This window comes from Arthrobacter sp. NPDC090010 (genome assembly GCF_044748305.1).
GTDB lineage: Bacteria > Actinomycetota > Actinomycetes > Actinomycetales > Micrococcaceae > Arthrobacter_E.
In genome coordinates this window covers 156,066-174,052 of sequence record NZ_JBIVFT010000002.1, presented here as the reverse complement: position 1 = coordinate 174,052, position 17,987 = coordinate 156,066, and the positions used below count along the sequence as shown (strand labels likewise).

The following is a 17,987-nucleotide window of genomic DNA, read 5'->3' as shown; positions in this document are numbered from 1 at the left end:
GCGCATGACCCAACAGACCACAGCACTACGCAACGACCGCATGCTCAGTGTCGAGCAGCTCACCGACGCCATCGAGTCGGGGGAGATCGACACCGTGGTCCTGTCCTTCACCGATATGCAGGGCAGGCTTCAAGGCAAACTCATCCACGCACCCTTCTTCCTGGAATCGGTGCTCGGGCACGGCACGGAAGGCTGCAATTACCTGCTGGCCGTCGACGTGGACATGAACACCGTGGACGGCTACGACATCTCCTCCTGGGAGAAGGGCTACGGCGACATGGAGTTCGTCCTGGACCTCGAAACCATCCGCCGTCTGCCGCACCAGCCGGGCCAGGTGCTCATCCAATGCGATCTGACCCTGACCGACGGCACGCCGGTGTCGGTCTCGCCCCGCGCGATCCTGAAGAAGCAGGTGGACCGCACGGCGGGGCACGGCTGGCGAGCCGTGGCCGGGACGGAACTGGAGTTCGTCGTCTACGACACCAGTTACGAAGACGCCTGGGACCGTGGGTACCGGAACCTGGTTCCCGCGAATCAGTACAACGTGGACTACTCGCTGCTCGGCTCCAACCGGGTGGAACCGCTGCTGCGGGAGATCCGCAACGCCATGTACGGCGCGGGCATGACCGTGGAGTCTGCGAAGGGCGAATGCAACTTCGGGCAGCATGAGATCGCCTTCAAATACGACGACGTCCTCACCACGGCGGACAACCACACGGTCTACAAGACGGCCGCCAAGGACATCGCCCACTCGCACGGGAAGTCCATCACCTTCATGGCGAAGCCCAATGAGAGGGAAGGCAATTCCTGCCACATCCACATGTCGCTGCGCGGGCTCGATGGTTCGGTGGTCTTCGAGGACGGCGGCGAGCCTACTCAGACCTACCGGAGCTTCATCGCGGGCGTGCTCGCCACCATGCGGGAGTTCACGCTCTTCTACGCACCGAACATCAACTCGTACAAGCGTTTCGTCAAGGGTTCCTTCGCCCCCACCGCCATCGCCTGGGGCCAGGACAACAGGACCTGCTCGGTGCGTCTGGTGGGCCATGGTCTCGGAGCGCGCATGGAGAACCGGCTGCCCGGCGGCGATGTGAACCCCTATCTGGCGCTCGCGGCCATGCTTGCCGGGGGACTGTACGGCGTCGAACAAGGCCTGGAACTGGAAGCGGAGACCGTCGGCAACGCCTACGACTCGGCCGCACCTCACGTCCCGACGACTCTCCGCGAAGCCCGGGAAGCGCTCGCCTCCTCCGCCGTCGCCCGGGAGGTGTTCGGTGAGGAGGTCGTGAGGCATTACCTGCACTACGCCGACGTCGAGCTGGAGGCCTTCGACGCGGCCGTCACCGACTGGGAAGTCCGGCGCGGATTCGAAAGGCTGTGAGCATGCGATTCCCTTCTTCCCCCTACTCGGGAGCCGGCGAGAGCACCGTCCTGAACCCAACCACCGGTGCGGCGCTGGCCGATGTCGGCCTGGCCGGCATCGCCGAGACCGATGCGGCGATCGAGCGTGCGCAGCGGGCCTTCGAGCAGTGGCGGCTCGTGGCACCCGGGGAGCGTGCCCGGCTGTTGCGCTCCTTCGCCGCCGTGGTGGACAGCCATCTGGAGGAACTGGCGGCTCTCGAAGTCGCCAACGCAGGCCACACGATCGGCAATGCCCGCTGGGAGGCAGGCAACGTCCGCGACGTGCTCAACTACTACTCTGCCGCACCGGAACGGCACTTCGGGAAGCAGATCCCGGTGGCCGGAGGCATCGATGTGACCTTCCACGAGCCTCTGGGCGTGGTCGGGATCATCGTCCCCTGGAACTTTCCGATGCCGATCGCGGCCTGGGGTTTCGGCCCGGCGCTCGCCGCCGGGAACGCCGTCGTCCTCAAACCCGCAGAGCTCACCCCGTACACGGCGCTGCGGCTGGGTGAACTGGCGCTGGAGGCGGGTCTGCCGGAAGGCGTCTTCACCGTGATCCCGGGCAAGGGCAGCGTGGTCGGTCAGCGCTTCGTGACCCACCCGTTGGTCCGGAAGGTCTGCTTCACCGGATCCACCGAGGTGGGCAAGGGCATCATGCGCGGCTGTGCGGACCAGATCAAACGCGTCACGCTGGAGCTGGGCGGCAAGAACGCCAATATCGTCTTCGCCGACGCCGATCTGGAGCTGGCCGCCGCGAGCGCGCCCGGCGGCGCGTTCGACAATTCCGGTCAGGATTGTTGCGCCCGCTCGCGCATCCTGGTCCAGGAGAGCGTCTACGAACGCTTCCTGGAACTGCTCCAGCCCGCAGTGGAGGCTTTCGTCGTCGATGATCCTGCCCAGGAAGGCGCCCAGATGGGCCCGCTGATCTCAGCCGCCCAGCGCGATTCCGTGGCCGGAAGGCTCGACAGCGCCGACGTAGCCTTCGCGGGGCGGACCGTGACCGGATCGGACGGTTTCTGGCTGCCGCCCACCGTGGTGCTGCCCCGTGGCGACCGGGACCCGCTCTGGCGCGAGGAGATCTTCGGACCGGTGGTGGCCGTGCTGCCGTTCAGCGATGAAGAAGACGCCGTCACCAAGGCCAATGACACCGAGTATGGGCTCTCCGGTTCCATCTTCACCCGCGATCTGGGCCGGGGGCTGCGCGTGGCGCGCGGCGTGCAGTCCGGCAATCTGTCCGTGAACTCGCACTCCTCGGTGCGTTACTGGACCCCGTTCGGAGGCTTCAAGCAGTCCGGCCTGGGCCGTGAACTGGGTCCGGATGCTCCGGACTCCTTCTCGGATGTGAAGAACGTCTTCATCTCCACCGAATCCTGATCTTCACCAACACACATCAATCGAGCAATTGAGGAGCACCGTGGGAAAGCTTGAGGGCAAGGTCGGCGTCATCACCGGCGGCTGCAGTGGAATCGGCCTGGCGACGGCCCGGAAGTTCGCCGCGGAAGGGGCCACCGTGGTCATCGGGGACCTTGACGAGGTCAACGGTCCCCGGATCGCGGAGGAACTGGGCGGACTCTTCGTCAAAGCGAACGTCACCGTCGCAGAGGACGTGGAGGCCCTGTTCGCACAGGCCAAGGAGAAGTACGGCCGGATCGACGTGGCGTTCAACAACGCGGGAATCTCCCCGCCGGACGACGACTCGATCCTGAAAACCGGGATCGAGGCCTGGGACAAGGTCCAGAACGTGAACCTGACCAGTGTGTACCTGTGCTGCAAGGCGGTCCTGCCGTACATGCTGGAACAGGGTGGCGGTTCCATCATCAACACCGCCTCCTTCGTGGCGATCATGGGGGCCGCGACGTCGCAGATCTCCTACACCGCGTCCAAGGGCGGCGTGCTCGCCATGACCCGTGAGCTCGGCGTCCAGTTCGCCCGCAAGGGGATCCGCGTCAACGCGCTCTGCCCGGGGCCGGTCAACACGCCGTTGCTGCAGGAGCTCTTCGCCAAGGATCCGGAACGTGCCGCCCGGCGCCTGATCCATGTGCCCATGGGCCGCTTCGCAGAGCCCGAGGAGATCGCCAATGCGGTGGCATTCCTGGGCAGCGACGAGTCGAGCTTCATCACGGCCACGGACTTCCTGGTGGACGGGGGCCTCTCCAACGCTTACGTGACCTCTCTGGAGTCCGACTTTGAGTGAAGCGCCGCTGATCGGGATCACCACGTACCGCCAGGATGCCGACTGGGCTCATTGGCGGCGCGTCCCGGCGGATCTCCTGCCCGCTGCCTACGCCCGCAGCGTCGCGGCAGCGGGCGGAGTCCCCGTCCTCATTCCGCCGCAGGAGTCCGCGGAGGCGGCGCGCGCCGTCGTCGGGCGTCTGGACGGCCTGCTGATCGCCGGAGGGGCGGACATCAACCCGGCCCGTTACGGCCAGGAGCCGCATCCGAGCGTCGAGCTCTGGTACGAGGACCGTGACGCCTCGGAGTTCTGGCTGCTGGAATCGGCGGATGTGCGCGGTCTTCCGGTGCTCGGCATCTGCCGCGGCATGCAGCTCATGGCCGTGGCGGCCGGCGGCTCCCTGGTCCAGCACTTGCCGGATCAGCTCGGGCACGACGAGCACGGAGGGGGCGACAACGCCTACGGGACAGTGCGCGTGGCGGTGGAGGCCGGGCGTCGTCTGGCGGGTCTCATCGCGTCCGAGGTGGTGGCGCCGTGTCACCACCACCAGGCGGTCGCCGAGCACCCGGGTTACCTTGCCGCCGCGAAGGACGACGACGGCGTGCTGCAGGCCATCGAGAAGCCCGGCGAACGTTTCGTGCTGGCCGTGCAGTGGCACCCCGAGACGGACAGTGACCTCGGGGTGTTCACCGGGCTCGTGGATGCGGCCCGCGGGAGCCGCTAGCCGTTCCTGAGGGGACGTTCGGTGTCGCTCAGCGCGAGGTCGACGGCGCGTTGGACGGTCGCGACCAGATGGCCGGGCACTCCGTCCCGCCCTTGGACGACCATGCGGACCGGGGGAGGCTCCGGGAGTCCGGCGACCGGACGGAGCCCCTCAAGGCCGCTGTCGACGACGGGCAGGAGGATCGCCCCGAGACCGGAGCGGGCAGCGGACTGGCCTCCGGCGAGATCGCCGACTTCGACCGCCGTCCTGAAGGGGTGACGGCTGGCCGCCATGAGGTCCAGAACCGCTGGACGGAGGACGCACGGCGGGTCGAACTGGACGAGAGGAACGGGCTCGCCTGCCGGTGGTTTCCAATCCGGTGCGGCATACCACTCCAGGCGGAGACTGTTCTGAGCGGGGCTCGCCTCACCCAGTTTCAGGATCACGGCCAGGTCGAGGCGGCCGGCGGCCAGCGCCTCGGACACGCGGGCGGTGCGATCCAGGCGGATTCTGACCTCAGTGTCCGGGGCCACGCGGTCGAGGGTGGCGATGATCTCGGGCAGGATCTGCTCAGCGCCGTGTTCGGTGGAGCCGAGCACCAGGGTCGCCGATTCGCGGGGGACTCGCACGGCATTGAGGATGTCGTCGTGCAGATCCAGCAATCGGCGCGCCTCGGCGATGAGTGCCTCTCCGCGTGGGGTGAACGTGGTCCGCCTTCCGCTCCGCTCGACGAGAGGCGCCCCCACGACCTGTTCGAGTCGTCGGACGTGCTGGCTGACGGCCGATTGGCTGAGATGCAATGCTGCGGCGGCGCGGTGGAAGCCGCCGCACGAGGCGACGGCCACGAGCGAGCGGAGTGGAACGACGTCCAGGGTGTCCATTACCCCAGTCTAGTTCGATCACGATTTGTGATTGATCACGAACGCTAATCATTGTTGGACGTGCGGCTTCCCTCAAGACGAGCATGGAAAGCATGAGACTCCGCGCGCATCATGCGATACCCATCACCCTCCTCTACGGGCTCGGATACCCGCTCGGGGCCCTTGCACTGGGCGAACTCGCGGCTCCCTGGGTGCTGACGATCCGTTTCGTCGCCGCAGCGGCCCTGCTCGCACTCGTCGCCGTCCTGACCGGCCGACGGTGGCCCCGGGGCCGGCAATGGGGGCACGTGATCGTCGTCGGCATCCTGACCCAGGCCGTTCAATTCGGTTTCGCCTACGAAGGAATGCGCCTCGGCGTCGCGCCCACCCTGACGGCCCTCGTCATCGCGATGAACCCTGTGGTGACGACCGTGCTCGCCGGACTCTGGCTCGGCGAAAGGCCGACGAGGCGCGGCATCGCAGGCCTGGTGCTCGGTCTTGTCGCCATCGGCGTGGCGTTCGCAGGCAGGGTCTCGGCAGACGGCATCGACGCCGCCGTCCTGTTCACGCTTCTGGCTCTCCTGGGCATGTCCGCCGGAGGGGTCTACCAGCAGCGTTTCCTTCCCACAATCGACCCGCTGCCGGCGAGCGCCGTGGGGCAGTTCGTCTCGGCGATCCCCATGGCGATCTGGGCGGCACTGACACCCCCGTCTCTCGGGGACCCCGGCAGGGCTGCAGCGAGCATGGCTGCGATGGTGATCCTCAGCGCCGCGGTCGGCACCACCGTGTACATGGCCGCGGTCAGACGCAGCGGAGCGGCGAGGGTGTCGCTCCTGTTCGCGGTCATCCCATCCGTCGCAGCCCTGTTCGGCTGGATCCTGCTTGCCCAGCTCCCCAGCCCGGGAGTACTCGCCGGGCTCGTGATCGGCGCGATCGCCTGCATCGTGGGCGGGAGCGGAACGCACTCCAGCAGTGGAGGGCCATCGTCTCCGTCCGGGGAACCACTCCGGAACCGGGATCGTGTCCGCCAGCTCAGTCCGAAGGGCGGCTGAGCAGACGCACCATGCCGTTCAGGACGCTGCCGAACTCCCGGACGCCACCGTTCAGATCCCCCCGGCCGCTGAGCTCTCCCCGATAGAATCCGAGGACCGTCGACCATGGAGGAGTCAACAGCATGAACAGCCAGTCGGGGACTCATTCCCGTGCAGTTTTTCTGGACATCGATGGCACCTACGCGGACCACGGGCTCGTTCCGGATGCGCATGTGGAGGCTGTGCAGCTTGCCCGGGGGATGGGTCACAAGATCTTCCTCTGCACTGGCCGGCCACTGGCGATGATCGCCGGCCATATCCTTGAGCCGGGTTTCGACGGCGTCGTTTCCGGAGCGGGGGCGCGAGTCGACATCGGGGGAGAAGTCCTGCGGGACACTCGCTTCGAACAGCGGCTCGGGGACCGCGTGATCGAGGCGTTGGACGCCCATGGCGCGGCCTACATCCTGGAGGCTCCGCACGAGGTTCACGGGCGACGCGGCGTCGACCGACGGTTGAGGGACATCCTGACGCCCATTTTCGCGGCCCGGGAAGCTGCGCACGGAAAGCACAGCGCCGCAGTGGATCCGACGGCGGACATCCTGGGGCCCATGCAGTACGGAGACGATCTGCGCGGAGTCTCCTTCGCGAAGGTCTCCTGTTTCGCGGCGGACACCGCGTTGACCACTGTGATCGCCGATCTGGGCCCCGAGGTGGCCCTGGTGCCCAGTTCACTGTCGTCCCTCGGTGACACCGCAGGCGAGATCTATGTGGCCGGTGTTCATAAGGCGGTGGGCATCCGCACCGTGCAGGAGCATCTCGGCCTGCGTCGCGAGGACATCGTTGCGATCGGCGACAGCGCCAATGATCTGGAAATGCTCGAGTATGCCGGTATCGGCATCGCCGTGGAAGGCGGCGTTCCTGAGGTTCTCGCGGTGGCAGACCGCACGACGGCCCGTCCTGCGGAACACGGAGTGGCCCGTGCCCTGGCGGAGCTGGGCCTGCTCGGCTGAGGGTTTCCGGGCTGTCGGGTCGCTCCGGGACACTTCGGCCGAAATCTGACCGTAACGCGCTTTTACCTGCGTGATACGCGCGGATACTCGCGCGAAACACCTCCGACATGCCGTGGGTACCCGGGCTCCGTAGCGTCCTCTGTGACGAAACCGAGCGGTCAGGGCAGGGTTCGGCCGGCCACGACCCTGGCCGTCCCGCTCCCGCCCAGCACGCATCTCATGTCATCAGGAGGCCCCATGACGCAGGATACTTTGACGCCGCCGCACGCTTCTGGGCAACCGGCGGCCGGCGGTCCACCGACGGACTCCACGGCACATGCCGCGACCCGGGAGAGCCTGGAGGACTACACCCTGCGCTTCGCGCCGCGCTCGTACCGGAAATGGGGAGTCGGCGTCGTGGCGACCAGTGCGCTGGGCGGCATCGCTTATCTGGCCGACTTCGCCATCGGGGCCAACATCGGCATGGCCTACGGCACCGCCAACGCCCTGCTCGGGATCGCGATCGCCGCCGTCGTCATCTTCGTGACCGGATTCCCGCTCGCCTACTATGCCGCGCGATACAACATCGACCTGGACCTCATCACCCGGGGATCCGGTTTCGGGTACTACGGCTCCATTCTGACCAACGTCATCTTCGCCGTCTTCACCTTCATCTTCTTCGCCCTGGAAGGCTCGATCATGGCGCAAGGACTCGAACTGGGGCTGGGCATCCCGCGTTGGCTCGGCTACCTCGTGTCCTCGGTACTGATCATCCCGCTGGTGATCTTCGGCATGAACGCCCTGGCGAAACTTCAGGTCTGGACCACGCCGCTCTGGCTGATCCTCATGGTGGTTCCACTCGGGTATCTCGTGATCGCACATCCTGACTCGCTCGGGTCCTTCCTGTCATATCAGGGAACCTCGGGCCAGGGCGGAGTGGACCTCGGCTCGGCGATGCTGGCCGCCGGAGTATGTCTCTCACTCATGGCGCAGATCGCAGAACAGATCGACTACCTGCGCTTCATGCCACCGAAGACTCCCGGGAACAGCCGCTCATGGTGGCGGGCAGTGATCCTTGCCGGGCCGGGCTGGGTGCTGTTCGGCGCCGTCAAGCAGGCCGTGGGCCTTTTCATCGCCGTTTATCTGGTGTCCCGGCTCGACCCGTCCGCCTCCGCCACGGCCAACGAACCGGTGCACCAGTTCCTCGGCGTCTACCGGGAGATGATGCCGCCGTGGCTTGCCATGACGCTCGCCGTGGTGCTGGTGGTCATCTCGCAGATCAAGATCAACGTCACCAACGCCTACTCCGGGTCATTGGCCTGGACCAACTCCTTCACCCGGCTCACCCGGCGCTACCCTGGACGGTTGGTGTTCGTCGTCCTCAACGTCGGCATCGCCGTGGTCCTGATGGAGGCGGACATGTTCTCCTTCCTCAACGCGATTCTGGGCTTCTACGCCAATTGCGCGATGGCGTGGGTGGTCACCGTGGCGACGGACATCGGGGTGAACAAGTACCTTCTGAAGATCTCACCGAAGGTTCCGGAGTTCCGCCGGGGGATGCTGTACGCGGTGAACCCGGTGGGTTTCGTGTCGATGCTGCTCTCGGCGGGTCTGTCCATCGCGGTGTTCTTCGGGGCTTTCGGCGCCGTGGTCCAGCCTTACTCGCCGGTGGTGGCGATCCTGGTCGCCTTCCTGGCCACCCCGTTCATGGCGGTCCTGACCCGCGGAAAGTACTATCTGCGCAGAACGGACGACGGCGTCGATCTGCCGATGTTCGACCGTCACGGCAACCCTTCGGGCCAGACGCTGCTGTGCCACGTGACGGGTCTGGAGTTCGAACGCCCGGACATGATCCGGTCGGCGGTGGATGGCCCGGACGGCGAGGTTCGCTATGTGTCGTCGCTCGCCCTGGCCACGGATCGCGAGGGTGAACATGTCCTGCCCGCCCAGCGCTGATCAGGTGCAGCACGCCGCGTGACAGTCACAAACGGGACACGGTAAATTTCTGTTGCTCCATGAAACAATTTTCGGCTCATCGAGTCGTACGATCGGAATCCCCAGCAGAGAGTGCGCCAGCCCCTGAGACGGCGCCCAGTAGGACAGGAACGCCCATGCGTCTTTCCCCCCGTGAGCAGGAAAAGCTCATGATCGTGGTTGCCGCGGATCTGGCACGGCGACGCCAGGCCCGAGGGCTGAAACTCAACTATCCGGAGGCCGTTGCGGTTCTCAGCTACGAACTGATCGAGGGGGCCAGGGACGGGCGCAGCGTCTCCGATCTCATGTCCTGGGGTACGACGATCCTTCGCCGGGAGGACGTGATGGACGGGGTCGCCGAGATGATCCACGATGTGCAGATCGAAGCGACGTTCCCCGACGGCACCAAGCTCGTCACCGTCCACGAACCGATCCGATAGGACAGGCCATGATCCCCTCTGAGCAGAACACCTCATTCGCTCCGGGCGAGACCCTCGTCGCGGACGGTTCCATCACCCTGAATGCCGGCCGGCCGGTGACCGAACTCGACGTCACGAACACGGGAGACCGCCCCGTGCAAGTGGGTTCCCATTTCCACTTCGCCGAGACCAACCGCAAGCTCGACTTCGACCGGGACGCCGCGCACGGTCTCCGACTGGACATCCCCGCCGGCACGGCGGTCCGTTTCGAGCCAGGAGACCGCAAGACCGTCCGGCTCATTCCGCTCGGCGGTTCCCGCGAGGTCTACGGACTGCGCGGACTGACCGAAGGTCCGTTGGATGCCCCGCAGGGCGACGACGCGCCGTCGTCCGCGTCCGGAACTTCCTTACCGAATCTGACCATTCCACGGACTCAGTACGCGCAGCTCTACGGCCCCACCACGGGCGACCGCGTGAGGCTCGGCGACACCGGGCTGTTCGCGGAGGTGGAGAAGGACCTGACCGTCTACGGCGAGGAGGTCGTCTTCGGCGGCGGCAAGGTGCTGAGAGACGGCATGGGGCAGAACGGCCGCATGACACGTGACCAGGACGTGCCGGACACGGTCATCACCAACGCCCTGATCGTGGACCACACGGGCGTCTACAAGGCCGACGTCGCACTCCGCGACGGTCACATCCAGGCGATCGGCAAGGCCGGTAACCCACTCATCCAGGACGGTGTGGACATCGTCGTGGGAGCCTCCACCGAGATCATCGCGGGGGAACGGAAGATCCTCACCGCGGGCGGGATCGACACCCATATCCACTTCATCTCCCCGGACCAGATCCCCACGGCACTGACCTCGGGTGTGACCACCATGATCGGCGGTGGGACCGGGCCCGCCGAAGGGACCAAGGCCACCACCGTCACCCCAGGCGCCTGGCACATCGCCCGGATGCTCCAGGCCGCTGAGGATCTTCCGGTGAACATCGGGCTCCTGGGCAAGGGCCACGCCAGCACCACCGAGCCGCTCGCGGAACAGATCCGCGCCGGCGCAGTCGGTCTGAAGATCCACGAGGACTGGGGCGCCACCCACTCGTCGATCGACACCGCGCTGACGGTCGCGGACGAATACGACGTCCAGGTCGCGATCCATACCGACACCCTCAACGAGTGCGGCTTCCTGGAGGACACCGTCGCCTCCATCGACGGGCGGGTCATCCACACCTTCCACACCGAGGGTGCAGGCGGCGGCCACGCGCCGGACATCATCGCGATCGCGGCGCACCCCAATGTCCTCCCGGCCTCCACCAATCCCACGATCCCCTTCACCCGCAACACTGCGGAGGAGCACCTGGACATGCTCATGGTGTGCCACCACCTGAGCCCGGCGATCCCGGAGGACGTCGCCTTCGCCGATTCCCGCATCCGTCCCGAGACCATCGCCGCCGAGGACGTGCTGCATGATCTGGGGGTCTTCTCCATCATGTCCAGCGACTCCCAGGCCATGGGAAGGGTGGGCGAGGTGGTCCTGCGCACCTGGCAGCTCGCGGACAAGATGAAGGCCCAGCGGGGCCCGCTCTCGCCCGACGGCAGCCCGGCGGACAACTTCCGCATCAAGCGCTACGTGGCCAAATACACCATCAATCCGGCCCTCGCCCAGGGCATCGGGGAGTGGGTCGGTTCCGTGGAGGTGGGCAAATTCGCCGATCTGGTGTTGTGGGACCCGGCCTTCTTCGGTGTGAAGCCGGACCTCGTCATCAAGGGTGGAACGGTCGCCAACTCGGTCATGGGAGACCCCAACGGATCGATCCCGACCCCGCAGCCGCAGACTCTTCGAATGGCCTTCGGCGCCCACGGAGGCAGCGTTCAGGCGTCCTCGATCACCTTCCTCTCTCAGGCGGCCATCGACTCCGGTGTTCCGGAGAAGCTCGGTCTGCGGAAGGTGATCCGGCCCGTGCGGGGCATCAGATCGCTCCGGAAGCAGGACCTGCCCTTCAACGGGGAGACCCCTCAACTGGAGGTCGATCCGCAGACCTACGAGGTGAGGGTGGACGGCGAAGCCCTGAGCTGCGATCCCGTGGACGTCGTTCCCCTGGGACAGCGCTATTTCCTGTTCTGATGCCTGTCCTCTTCTGAGCCGGTCCGCTCCATCACCCAGCCATCACACCGCTCCCGTCCGCACGGGAGCCTCGACAAGGAGGCCCGCATGATCGTGACCCGGATCCTGGGCAATGTCCACGAGGACGGAACGCCCTATGCCTCCGGCCATCTGGAGAAAGTCGTCCTGCCGGTAGCCGAGCTCAGCAAGCGCATTCAGCGCGTGACCAGCGATCACGGACGTGAACTGGGCGTCAGGCTCCCGGCCGGCTCGGCCGATCTGAAAGACGGTGACGTCCTCTTCGCGGAAGACGGTAACGCCGTCGTCGTGTCCGTGGAGGCCAGTGACGTGCTGGTGATCGCGCCTCGCAGCGTGGGAGAGGCACTGTTCGCCGCACACTCCCTGGGCAACCGGCATCTGCAGGCCCAGTTCTTCGGAGTGGACTCCGAGTACGGTGCGGAGGTCCTGGTCTGCCAGTACGACCACACGGTGGAGGACTTCCTGATTCATCACGGGGTGCCGTTCAGCCGGCAGGACCGGATCATGTCGGTGCCCTTCCGGCATGCGGAGCACACGCACTGATGACCGTTCCACAGTCCGCGGGGTCCCGGTCCGCCGGCCTGGCGGCGCTCATGCAGCTGACGGACTCCGCTCTCCCGACCGGGGCGTTCAGCCATTCCTTCGGCCTGGAGTCCTTTCTGGAAACCGGGGAGGTCCAGGACGAAACGAGTCTTCGTGACTGGCTGCTGGCGTACTTGAGCACGCAATTGAGCTTCACCGACGCCGTCGCGGTCCGTCGGGCCTGCCGCCTGAGTAAGGAGCTCGACGACGGCGGTCCGGCCGCCGGCGCTGCAAGCGAGGGTCTGCAACGGCTCGACGCCGAGCTGGGCGCGTTGCTGCTGCCGCGCCAGCTGCGGGAAGCCAGCCTGAGGATGGGACGCAGGCTGCTCGAGATCGCCGAGCAGGCGTTCCCCGCACCGGGCGTGCAAGAGTACGCCCGGCAACTCGCGGACGGCCGGAGTCAGGGGCACTTCGTCCTCGCCTTCGCCCTCGCCGGGGCGGGGCAGGGCTTTGACGAGGACACCCTCGTGGAGGCCCATCTGTACGCGGCGCTGACCTCGCTCGCGTACAACGCGGTGCGGGCCATCCCGCTCGGGCAGCTCGCCGGGCAGCGCGTCCTGGCGGCCGTGCGCGAAGGGCTTCCGGCCGCCCTCGAGCGGTCCAGGGAGCTGGATCCGCGATACTTCGGGGCGGCAGCGCCGGCCCTGGAAATACATCAGATGCGGCACGAACATCAGCGTGCCCGCATGTTCGCCAGTTGAATCAGCCGGAAGAGGAGCAAGACATGAACGACCCCGTGATCATCGGAATCGGCGGTCCCGTGGGAGCGGGCAAGACCCAGCTGGTGGAGCGCGTCACCAGAGCCCTCATCGGGGAGCTCAGCATGGCCGCGATCACCAACGACATCTACACGATCGAGGACGCGAAGATCCTGGCCCGCAACGGTGTGCTGCCCGAAGACCGGATCGTGGGCGTGGAGACCGGCGGCTGTCCGCATACGGCCATCCGTGAGGACACCTCGATGAACACGGCCGCCATTGAGGACCTGAAAGCCCGGCACCCCGATCTTCAGCTGATCTTCGTGGAGTCCGGGGGAGACAATCTGTCCGCCACGTTCAGCCCGGAGCTGGTGGATTTCTCCGTCTACGTCATCGATGTGGCACAGGGGGAGAAGATCCCACGCAAGGCCGGGCAGGGCATGATCAAGTCAGACCTTCTCGTGATCAACAAGACCGATCTGGCGCCGCACGTGGGGGCCGATCTGGCCGTCATGGAAAGCGACTCCCGCTCGTTCCGCGGCCAGAAGCCGTTCTGCTTCACCAATCTCAAGAGTGATGAAGGCCTGGACTACGTGCTGGAGTGGATCCGGCGGGACGTCCTGATGACGGACCTGGTGTGACGGCCCTGTCGGTGTCGCACGTGCCGCAGGGTGTGGGCGAGGCCTTCACCGGGGAACTCACGCTGGATGTCCAGGCACGGGCCGGCCGTTCCGTGGTGGTCCGGCAGGGGCATTCGGGTGCCTTGCGGGTCCTGCGCCCGCACTATCCGGACACCTCGGGCCAGGTTTCGGTCATTGCGATCAACCCGGGCGGCGGGTATCTCGGGGGTGACAGCTACCGTCTCTCGGCATCCATGACCGCGGGGGCCGCCTTGCAGCTGACCACCCAATCGGCGACGAAGGTCTACCGCACGCCACAGGGACCCGTGAGTGCGCGGCAGGAGTTCGTCCTGGAGGACGGAGCCCGGCTGGAGTCCGTGCCGGACGGGCTCATCGCCTATGAAGGCGCGAGCTATCGCCAGGACACCGTGGTCCGGATGTCCTCAGCCGCCTCTCTGGCTCTGGCGGAGACCGTGACCCATGGCTGGTCGCCGGACGGGACGCCGTTCGCTTTCGACGAAGTCTCGCTGCGCACCGAGATCCATGTGGACGGCAGGCTGGCGGTCCTGGACAACCTCCTGCTCAGACCGGGGCAGGACGGCGTCGGCCCGCTCATGCTCGGCGGGGCCTCTCACCTGGGCACCCTGCTGGTGGTCGACTCCCGGGCGACGACGGCGGCGGTCGAGGAGCTGCGCGCGGAGCTCGGGATCACGGGACGGAGCGGTACGACGGGCGCGGTGAGCGCTCTCAGTCTGCTGGCCGTTCCGGGGTTCGCGCTGCGGAGCGTGGGCGGCAGCACCCAGATGGTCGAGGCCGTGCTTCAGGGGGCGCTGAACTGGATGCGCCGGCAGTGGCACGGGCAGCAGCCTTTGGATCTGAGGAAGTACTGATGAGACTCTCACCCGGTGCGCGTGCGGGCGTCGTCGTGCTGGCGCTGCACGTGCTCGCGATCGGCCTTCTGGCCCTTTCGATCGGTGAACATGCGGCTCAGGCGGTCGGCTTGTGCGCGGTGGCCTATCTCGCCGGGGTGAAGCACTCCTACGACTGGGATCACATCGCGGCGATCGACAATTCGAGCCGCCGCTTCGCGGCCCGTGGGCATTATCACCCCGGTGTCGGTCTGGCTTTCAGCCTGGGACACAGCACGGTGGTGGTGCTGGCCTGCTCCCTGGTGGTGCTGGGGGTGGGCTCGATGCACCAATTGTTCGAGGAGGGAAGCCCGGCCAACACGGCCCTCGCAGGAATCGGCGCTGCGGTGTCGGGCGGATTCCTCCTTCTGCTCGGGCTCGGGAACAGCGGTGCCTTCCTGACGACAGCCCGGACGGCCCGGCGGCTCAGCGCGGGGGAGACGGTCGATGCCGCCGAGCTCGAACCACGGGGGCTGGCCGCCCGGATGGTGGCAGCACCGCTGCGTGCCGTGCGGAGGCCGCGTCATCTGTACGCCGTCGGATTCCTCTTCGGTCTCGGTTTCGACACCGCAACCACGGTGGGCCTGCTGGTCGCCTCGGCCTCCGCCGTACTGGCGGGCGTTCCGGCGATAGCGCTGCTCGCCATGCCGTTCGCGTTCTCGGCGGCCATGACCTTGTGCGACGGCGCGAACGGTCTCGCCATGATGGCGCTCTACCGGAGCGCTCTGGCACGGCCACTGCACCGCGTGCGCTTCAATCTGGTGGTGACCGGGATGTCAGCCGTCTCGGCGCTCTTCGTGGCTGTCATCACGCTCGACGGGCTGTTCCGTGAACTGCTCGGCTGGCAGGATCCGGTGTCGGGATTCCTCGCGGATGTCGACCTCGGGGAGGCGGGCCTTTTGCTGGTCGCCTCATTCCTCCTGGTCTGGGGCTGTTTCGCGGTGGCCGGCCGGCTGAAACGCGGGCCCGTGGAAGAGCGCCCGTAGGGTCCACGGAGCGTCGTAGACTCGAAGAGCGCGGACCGGAGGGGCCGGTCCGGCTCACTCCGGAGGTGGCTATGACAACGCAGGACAGGGACTCATTCCAGAGCCTGAGCGAGGAGATCCGCGGCATCGGTTTCGCGGTGCTGCTGACCCGAGGCATCCTCGCATTGCTTCTCGGCCTACTGCTGCTGTTCGCACCCGGGCTCGGTGGTGCGGCGATCGGTGTGCTGGTGGTGGTCAGCATCGGTGTCTGGCTCGTCTTCGACGGATTCAGCACCTGCGGGCTCGCCATGCGCGAGAAGAGGGCGGGCTTCCCCGGCTGGGGCTGGGCGTTGGCCGGCGGCATCGCAGCGATCGTGGCGGGTGTTCTCGCGCTGATCTTCCCGCTGTCGACAGCAGCCTTCGGCACTCTCATGGTGCTCTGGTTCATGGCCATCGGACTGGTGGTCCGTGGCGTTCTGGAACTCGGGGACCGCCGGCTGGGTGTCACCGGGGTGGTGCTCGGCATCCTGAACATCCTCTTCGGCCTTTTCCTGGCCGTGATGATCGTTGCGAACCCCGCCTCGGCACTGGTGGCCCTCATCTGGGTGGCGGGTGTCTACGGTGTGGTGTTCGGCGTCGTGTCGATCATCATGGCCTTCCGAATCCGCAACGCCTGAGCAGCGGCCGCCGTTCGAAGCGGTGGCCGGATCAGAAGGGCGCACGACGACGGCGTGTGGCAGCGATCGCTGCCACACGCCGTCGTCGTACCGGGGGTGACGCTCAGCGGCAGCCGCCGCCCTGGCCGAGGTGCAGGCCGTTGTTCCCCGCGCAATAGCGGGCGGGGACCACGGTTCCGGTGGCCGGGTTCAGGGTCAGCGTGTCGGTCCGGGCGTGCCCGAAGTCGAACATGTTCCGGAGCGAGCCTGCCAGTGCGTCGAAGGAGCCGTCGCCCAGGCGGTCCAGTTTCCAGTTGTCCTCGATGAAGCGCAGGATGGAGGACTGCTGGGTCTGGCTGTGGTCGACGAAATTGCGCTTGGCGTACGGGGAGATCACCAGCAACGGAAGACGCGGCCCGGGACCGCAGCGATCCGCGTAACCGCCCAGCACCTGAGTTCCGGCCTGCGCGGCGTTCAGGCATACGGCCGCGTCGTTTGCCGGGTCCGCCGAGGCGTTCTGGACCGTGGTCGCGACGTGGTCGTACCAGCCGTCGGAATCGTCGTAGGCCAGCACCACGGCGGTCGAGTCCCAGTTCTTGGACTTCTGGATGGCGTTGACCTCGTCGACGACGAACTTCTGCTCGTCGACAGGGTCGGAGTATCCGGCGTGGCCGTCCTGGTAGTTGGCCGCTTTGAGGAAGGAGACCGCGGGCATGTTGTCCGTGTTGAGCACCTGGTTGAAGGAGCTCAGATCGTACTGGTGGTTGGCCTGCCCCGCATGGCCGATCTCCGCAGGGGAGGCCGGTGGCAGGTGGTGGGGGTTGGCCGTGGACCTGTAGTACTGGAACGGTTCGTGGTGCGGGTTGTAGTCGGTGGGCGTGGCCCCGACGATGTTGCGGTGTGTGGAAGTGCACTGGGCGTAGTCGGTGCCCTTGATGGTCTTGTTTCCCTGCGGGGTGAAGCCGCCCTGGAACCAGCCCCAGGAGACGTTCTTCGCGGAGAGCAGGTCTCCGACGTTCTTCCCCTGCATGGAAGCGAGGGCGTAATTCTGGGAGTGGCTGCCGTCGGAGCAGTCGTCATAAGCCGGGTCGGGATCGCCGGTGACCGTGCCGACCCCGTGGGCGTCGGGGGACTTCACCGTGTAGGCGTCCGGAGCGCCCGTCTGCTGTCCGGTGAACGGGCCGATGCTGACCACTCCGTGGGTCTGCCCTGAGACGAGATTCAGGGCACCCGGGGTGGATGGGCCGAACTCGTTGCCGAAGCTGTTGTCACTCATCGAGTAGTGCTGCGCGTAGTTCCAGAGGCCCGTGACGGTGTTGCCGTCGTAGTAGTCCATGGTGAGGCCAGGCGCGGCGTACTGAGGTGCTTTGCAGTTGTCCACGCTGGTGTTCTCGACGAATTTGTCCATGGCACCGTTGTTGAAGGCACGCTGCTCGGCGCTGTACTCGTGATCCTGATCGCAGGTCACGGCCTGTCCCGGAGTCAGGCGGGACGGCTGGACCGAGTTGGGGTTGTTCGGGGCCAGCAGACCCGCCGCGGCCAGGGTGTTGATGTGTTTCGGCGTCGCAGGGGACGGGGTGAAGCGCGAGGCCTGAGCCCCGGTTCCCTGCACGGTCTCGCCGGGGGCGTTTGCTGCTTGGGGGTAGCTTGCGAAGTAGTGGTCGAAGGAGACGTTCTCTCCGAAGATCACCACGACGTGCTTGATGGGAGTGGTCGTCGACTGCGCGACGCGAGCCGGTTCGATGGAGGATGCGGCCTGCGCGGGGAGGGTGCCGGCGAGGCAGCCTCCCGCGATGGCGAGGGAGAGCGCGCTGAGTGCGCCGGCTGTCCGGAGCTGAGGGTGCGGCATGGGGATCCTTCTGTG

The 17,987-nt window shown here is 66.7% G+C and carries 18 protein-coding genes; 15 read left to right on the top strand and 3 right to left on the bottom strand.

The window, feature by feature from the left end; genetic code table 11:
- The first annotated feature begins 4 nt into the window (after positions 1-4).
- Genes ACIPXZ_RS03610 through ACIPXZ_RS03595 form a run of 4 tightly spaced genes read left to right on the top strand, consistent with a single transcriptional unit; the run spans position 5 to position 4,301 of the window.
- Positions 5-1,381: a glutamine synthetase family protein gene (locus ACIPXZ_RS03610; protein WP_400590770.1), complete on the top strand. Its 1,377-nt coding sequence runs from the start codon at positions 5-7 to the stop codon at positions 1,379-1,381.
- Positions 1,382-1,383: 2 nt separating this feature from the next.
- A complete protein-coding gene (locus tag ACIPXZ_RS03605) occupies positions 1,384-2,778 on the top strand; it encodes an aldehyde dehydrogenase family protein (protein WP_400590769.1) in 1,395 nt (464 codons plus the stop codon).
- Between the two features lie 40 nt (positions 2,779-2,818).
- On the top strand, positions 2,819-3,598 hold the full coding sequence (locus ACIPXZ_RS03600) for a 3-oxoacyl-ACP reductase (RefSeq protein ID WP_400590768.1): 780 nt from the start codon (positions 2,819-2,821) through the stop codon (positions 3,596-3,598).
- Positions 3,591-4,301, top strand: a complete 711-nt coding sequence (locus ACIPXZ_RS03595) for a gamma-glutamyl-gamma-aminobutyrate hydrolase family protein (RefSeq protein ID WP_400590767.1) — start codon at positions 3,591-3,593, stop codon at positions 4,299-4,301. Before ACIPXZ_RS03600 ends, ACIPXZ_RS03595 begins: the two co-directional genes overlap by 8 nt.
- Here ACIPXZ_RS03595 and ACIPXZ_RS03590 read toward each other — a convergent pair.
- The gene (locus ACIPXZ_RS03590) at positions 4,298-5,161 is read right to left on the bottom strand and encodes a LysR family transcriptional regulator (protein WP_400590766.1); all 864 of its coding nucleotides are present in this window, start codon (positions 5,159-5,161) and stop codon (positions 4,298-4,300) included. The genes ACIPXZ_RS03595 and ACIPXZ_RS03590 overlap by 4 nt on opposite strands.
- Positions 5,162-5,253: 92 nt before the next feature.
- Between ACIPXZ_RS03590 and ACIPXZ_RS03585 the strand changes: the two genes are divergently transcribed.
- The gene (locus tag ACIPXZ_RS03585; RefSeq protein ID WP_400590765.1) at positions 5,254-6,192 is read left to right on the top strand and encodes a DMT family transporter; all 939 of its coding nucleotides are present in this window, start codon (positions 5,254-5,256) and stop codon (positions 6,190-6,192) included.
- On the opposite strand, the gene ACIPXZ_RS03580 is transcribed toward ACIPXZ_RS03585, so the two are convergent.
- Positions 6,173-6,316: a hypothetical protein gene (locus tag ACIPXZ_RS03580; RefSeq protein ID WP_400590764.1), complete on the bottom strand. Its 144-nt coding sequence runs from the start codon at positions 6,314-6,316 to the stop codon at positions 6,173-6,175. The two genes, ACIPXZ_RS03585 and ACIPXZ_RS03580, sit on opposite strands and share 20 nt — an antisense overlap.
- Between ACIPXZ_RS03580 and ACIPXZ_RS03575 the strand changes: the two genes are divergently transcribed.
- The 10 genes from ACIPXZ_RS03575 to ACIPXZ_RS03530 all read left to right on the top strand — a co-directional run bounded on the left by ACIPXZ_RS03575 (position 6,315) and on the right by ACIPXZ_RS03530 (position 16,144).
- Positions 6,315-7,181 (top strand): HAD hydrolase family protein, encoded by an 867-nt coding sequence (locus ACIPXZ_RS03575; protein ID WP_400590763.1) that lies wholly within the window; start codon positions 6,315-6,317, stop codon positions 7,179-7,181. The genes ACIPXZ_RS03580 and ACIPXZ_RS03575 overlap by 2 nt on opposite strands.
- A 237-nt stretch (positions 7,182-7,418) precedes the next feature.
- Positions 7,419-9,116 carry a purine-cytosine permease family protein gene (locus ACIPXZ_RS03570; RefSeq protein ID WP_400590762.1) on the top strand — a complete coding sequence of 566 codons (1,698 nt, stop codon included), beginning with the start codon at positions 7,419-7,421 and terminating at the stop codon, positions 9,114-9,116.
- 155 nt (positions 9,117-9,271) lie between these two features.
- Complete coding sequence (locus ACIPXZ_RS03565) at positions 9,272-9,574, top strand: urease subunit gamma (protein ID WP_400590761.1); 303 nt, start codon at positions 9,272-9,274, stop codon at positions 9,572-9,574.
- 8 nt (positions 9,575-9,582) lie between these two features.
- On the top strand, positions 9,583-11,676 hold the full coding sequence (gene ureC, locus ACIPXZ_RS03560; protein WP_400590760.1) for an urease subunit alpha: 2,094 nt from the start codon (positions 9,583-9,585) through the stop codon (positions 11,674-11,676).
- 87 nt (positions 11,677-11,763) lie between these two features.
- Positions 11,764-12,237, top strand: a complete 474-nt coding sequence (gene ureE / locus ACIPXZ_RS03555) for an urease accessory protein UreE (protein ID WP_400590759.1) — start codon at positions 11,764-11,766, stop codon at positions 12,235-12,237.
- Entirely contained in the window at positions 12,237-12,977 is a 741-nt protein-coding gene (locus ACIPXZ_RS03550; RefSeq protein WP_400590758.1) for an urease accessory protein UreF, read from the top strand. The genes ureE and ACIPXZ_RS03550 overlap by 1 nt, the downstream gene beginning before the upstream one ends.
- A gap of 23 nt (positions 12,978-13,000) precedes the next feature.
- Positions 13,001-13,615 carry an urease accessory protein UreG gene (gene ureG / locus ACIPXZ_RS03545; RefSeq protein ID WP_400590757.1) on the top strand — a complete coding sequence of 205 codons (615 nt, stop codon included), beginning with the start codon at positions 13,001-13,003 and terminating at the stop codon, positions 13,613-13,615.
- On the top strand, positions 13,612-14,484 hold the full coding sequence (locus tag ACIPXZ_RS03540; RefSeq protein ID WP_400590756.1) for an urease accessory protein UreD: 873 nt from the start codon (positions 13,612-13,614) through the stop codon (positions 14,482-14,484). The genes ureG and ACIPXZ_RS03540 overlap by 4 nt, the downstream gene beginning before the upstream one ends.
- Complete coding sequence (locus tag ACIPXZ_RS03535; protein WP_400590755.1) at positions 14,484-15,488, top strand: HoxN/HupN/NixA family nickel/cobalt transporter; 1,005 nt, start codon at positions 14,484-14,486, stop codon at positions 15,486-15,488. The genes ACIPXZ_RS03540 and ACIPXZ_RS03535 overlap by 1 nt, the downstream gene beginning before the upstream one ends.
- A gap of 71 nt (positions 15,489-15,559) precedes the next feature.
- Positions 15,560-16,144 (top strand): DUF308 domain-containing protein, encoded by a 585-nt coding sequence (locus ACIPXZ_RS03530; protein WP_400590754.1) that lies wholly within the window; start codon positions 15,560-15,562, stop codon positions 16,142-16,144.
- Between the two features lie 103 nt (positions 16,145-16,247).
- On the opposite strand, the gene ACIPXZ_RS03525 is transcribed toward ACIPXZ_RS03530, so the two are convergent.
- Positions 16,248-17,972, bottom strand: a complete 1,725-nt coding sequence (locus ACIPXZ_RS03525; protein WP_400590753.1) for a phospholipase C — start codon at positions 17,970-17,972, stop codon at positions 16,248-16,250.
- Positions 17,973-17,987: the final 15 nt, after the last annotated feature.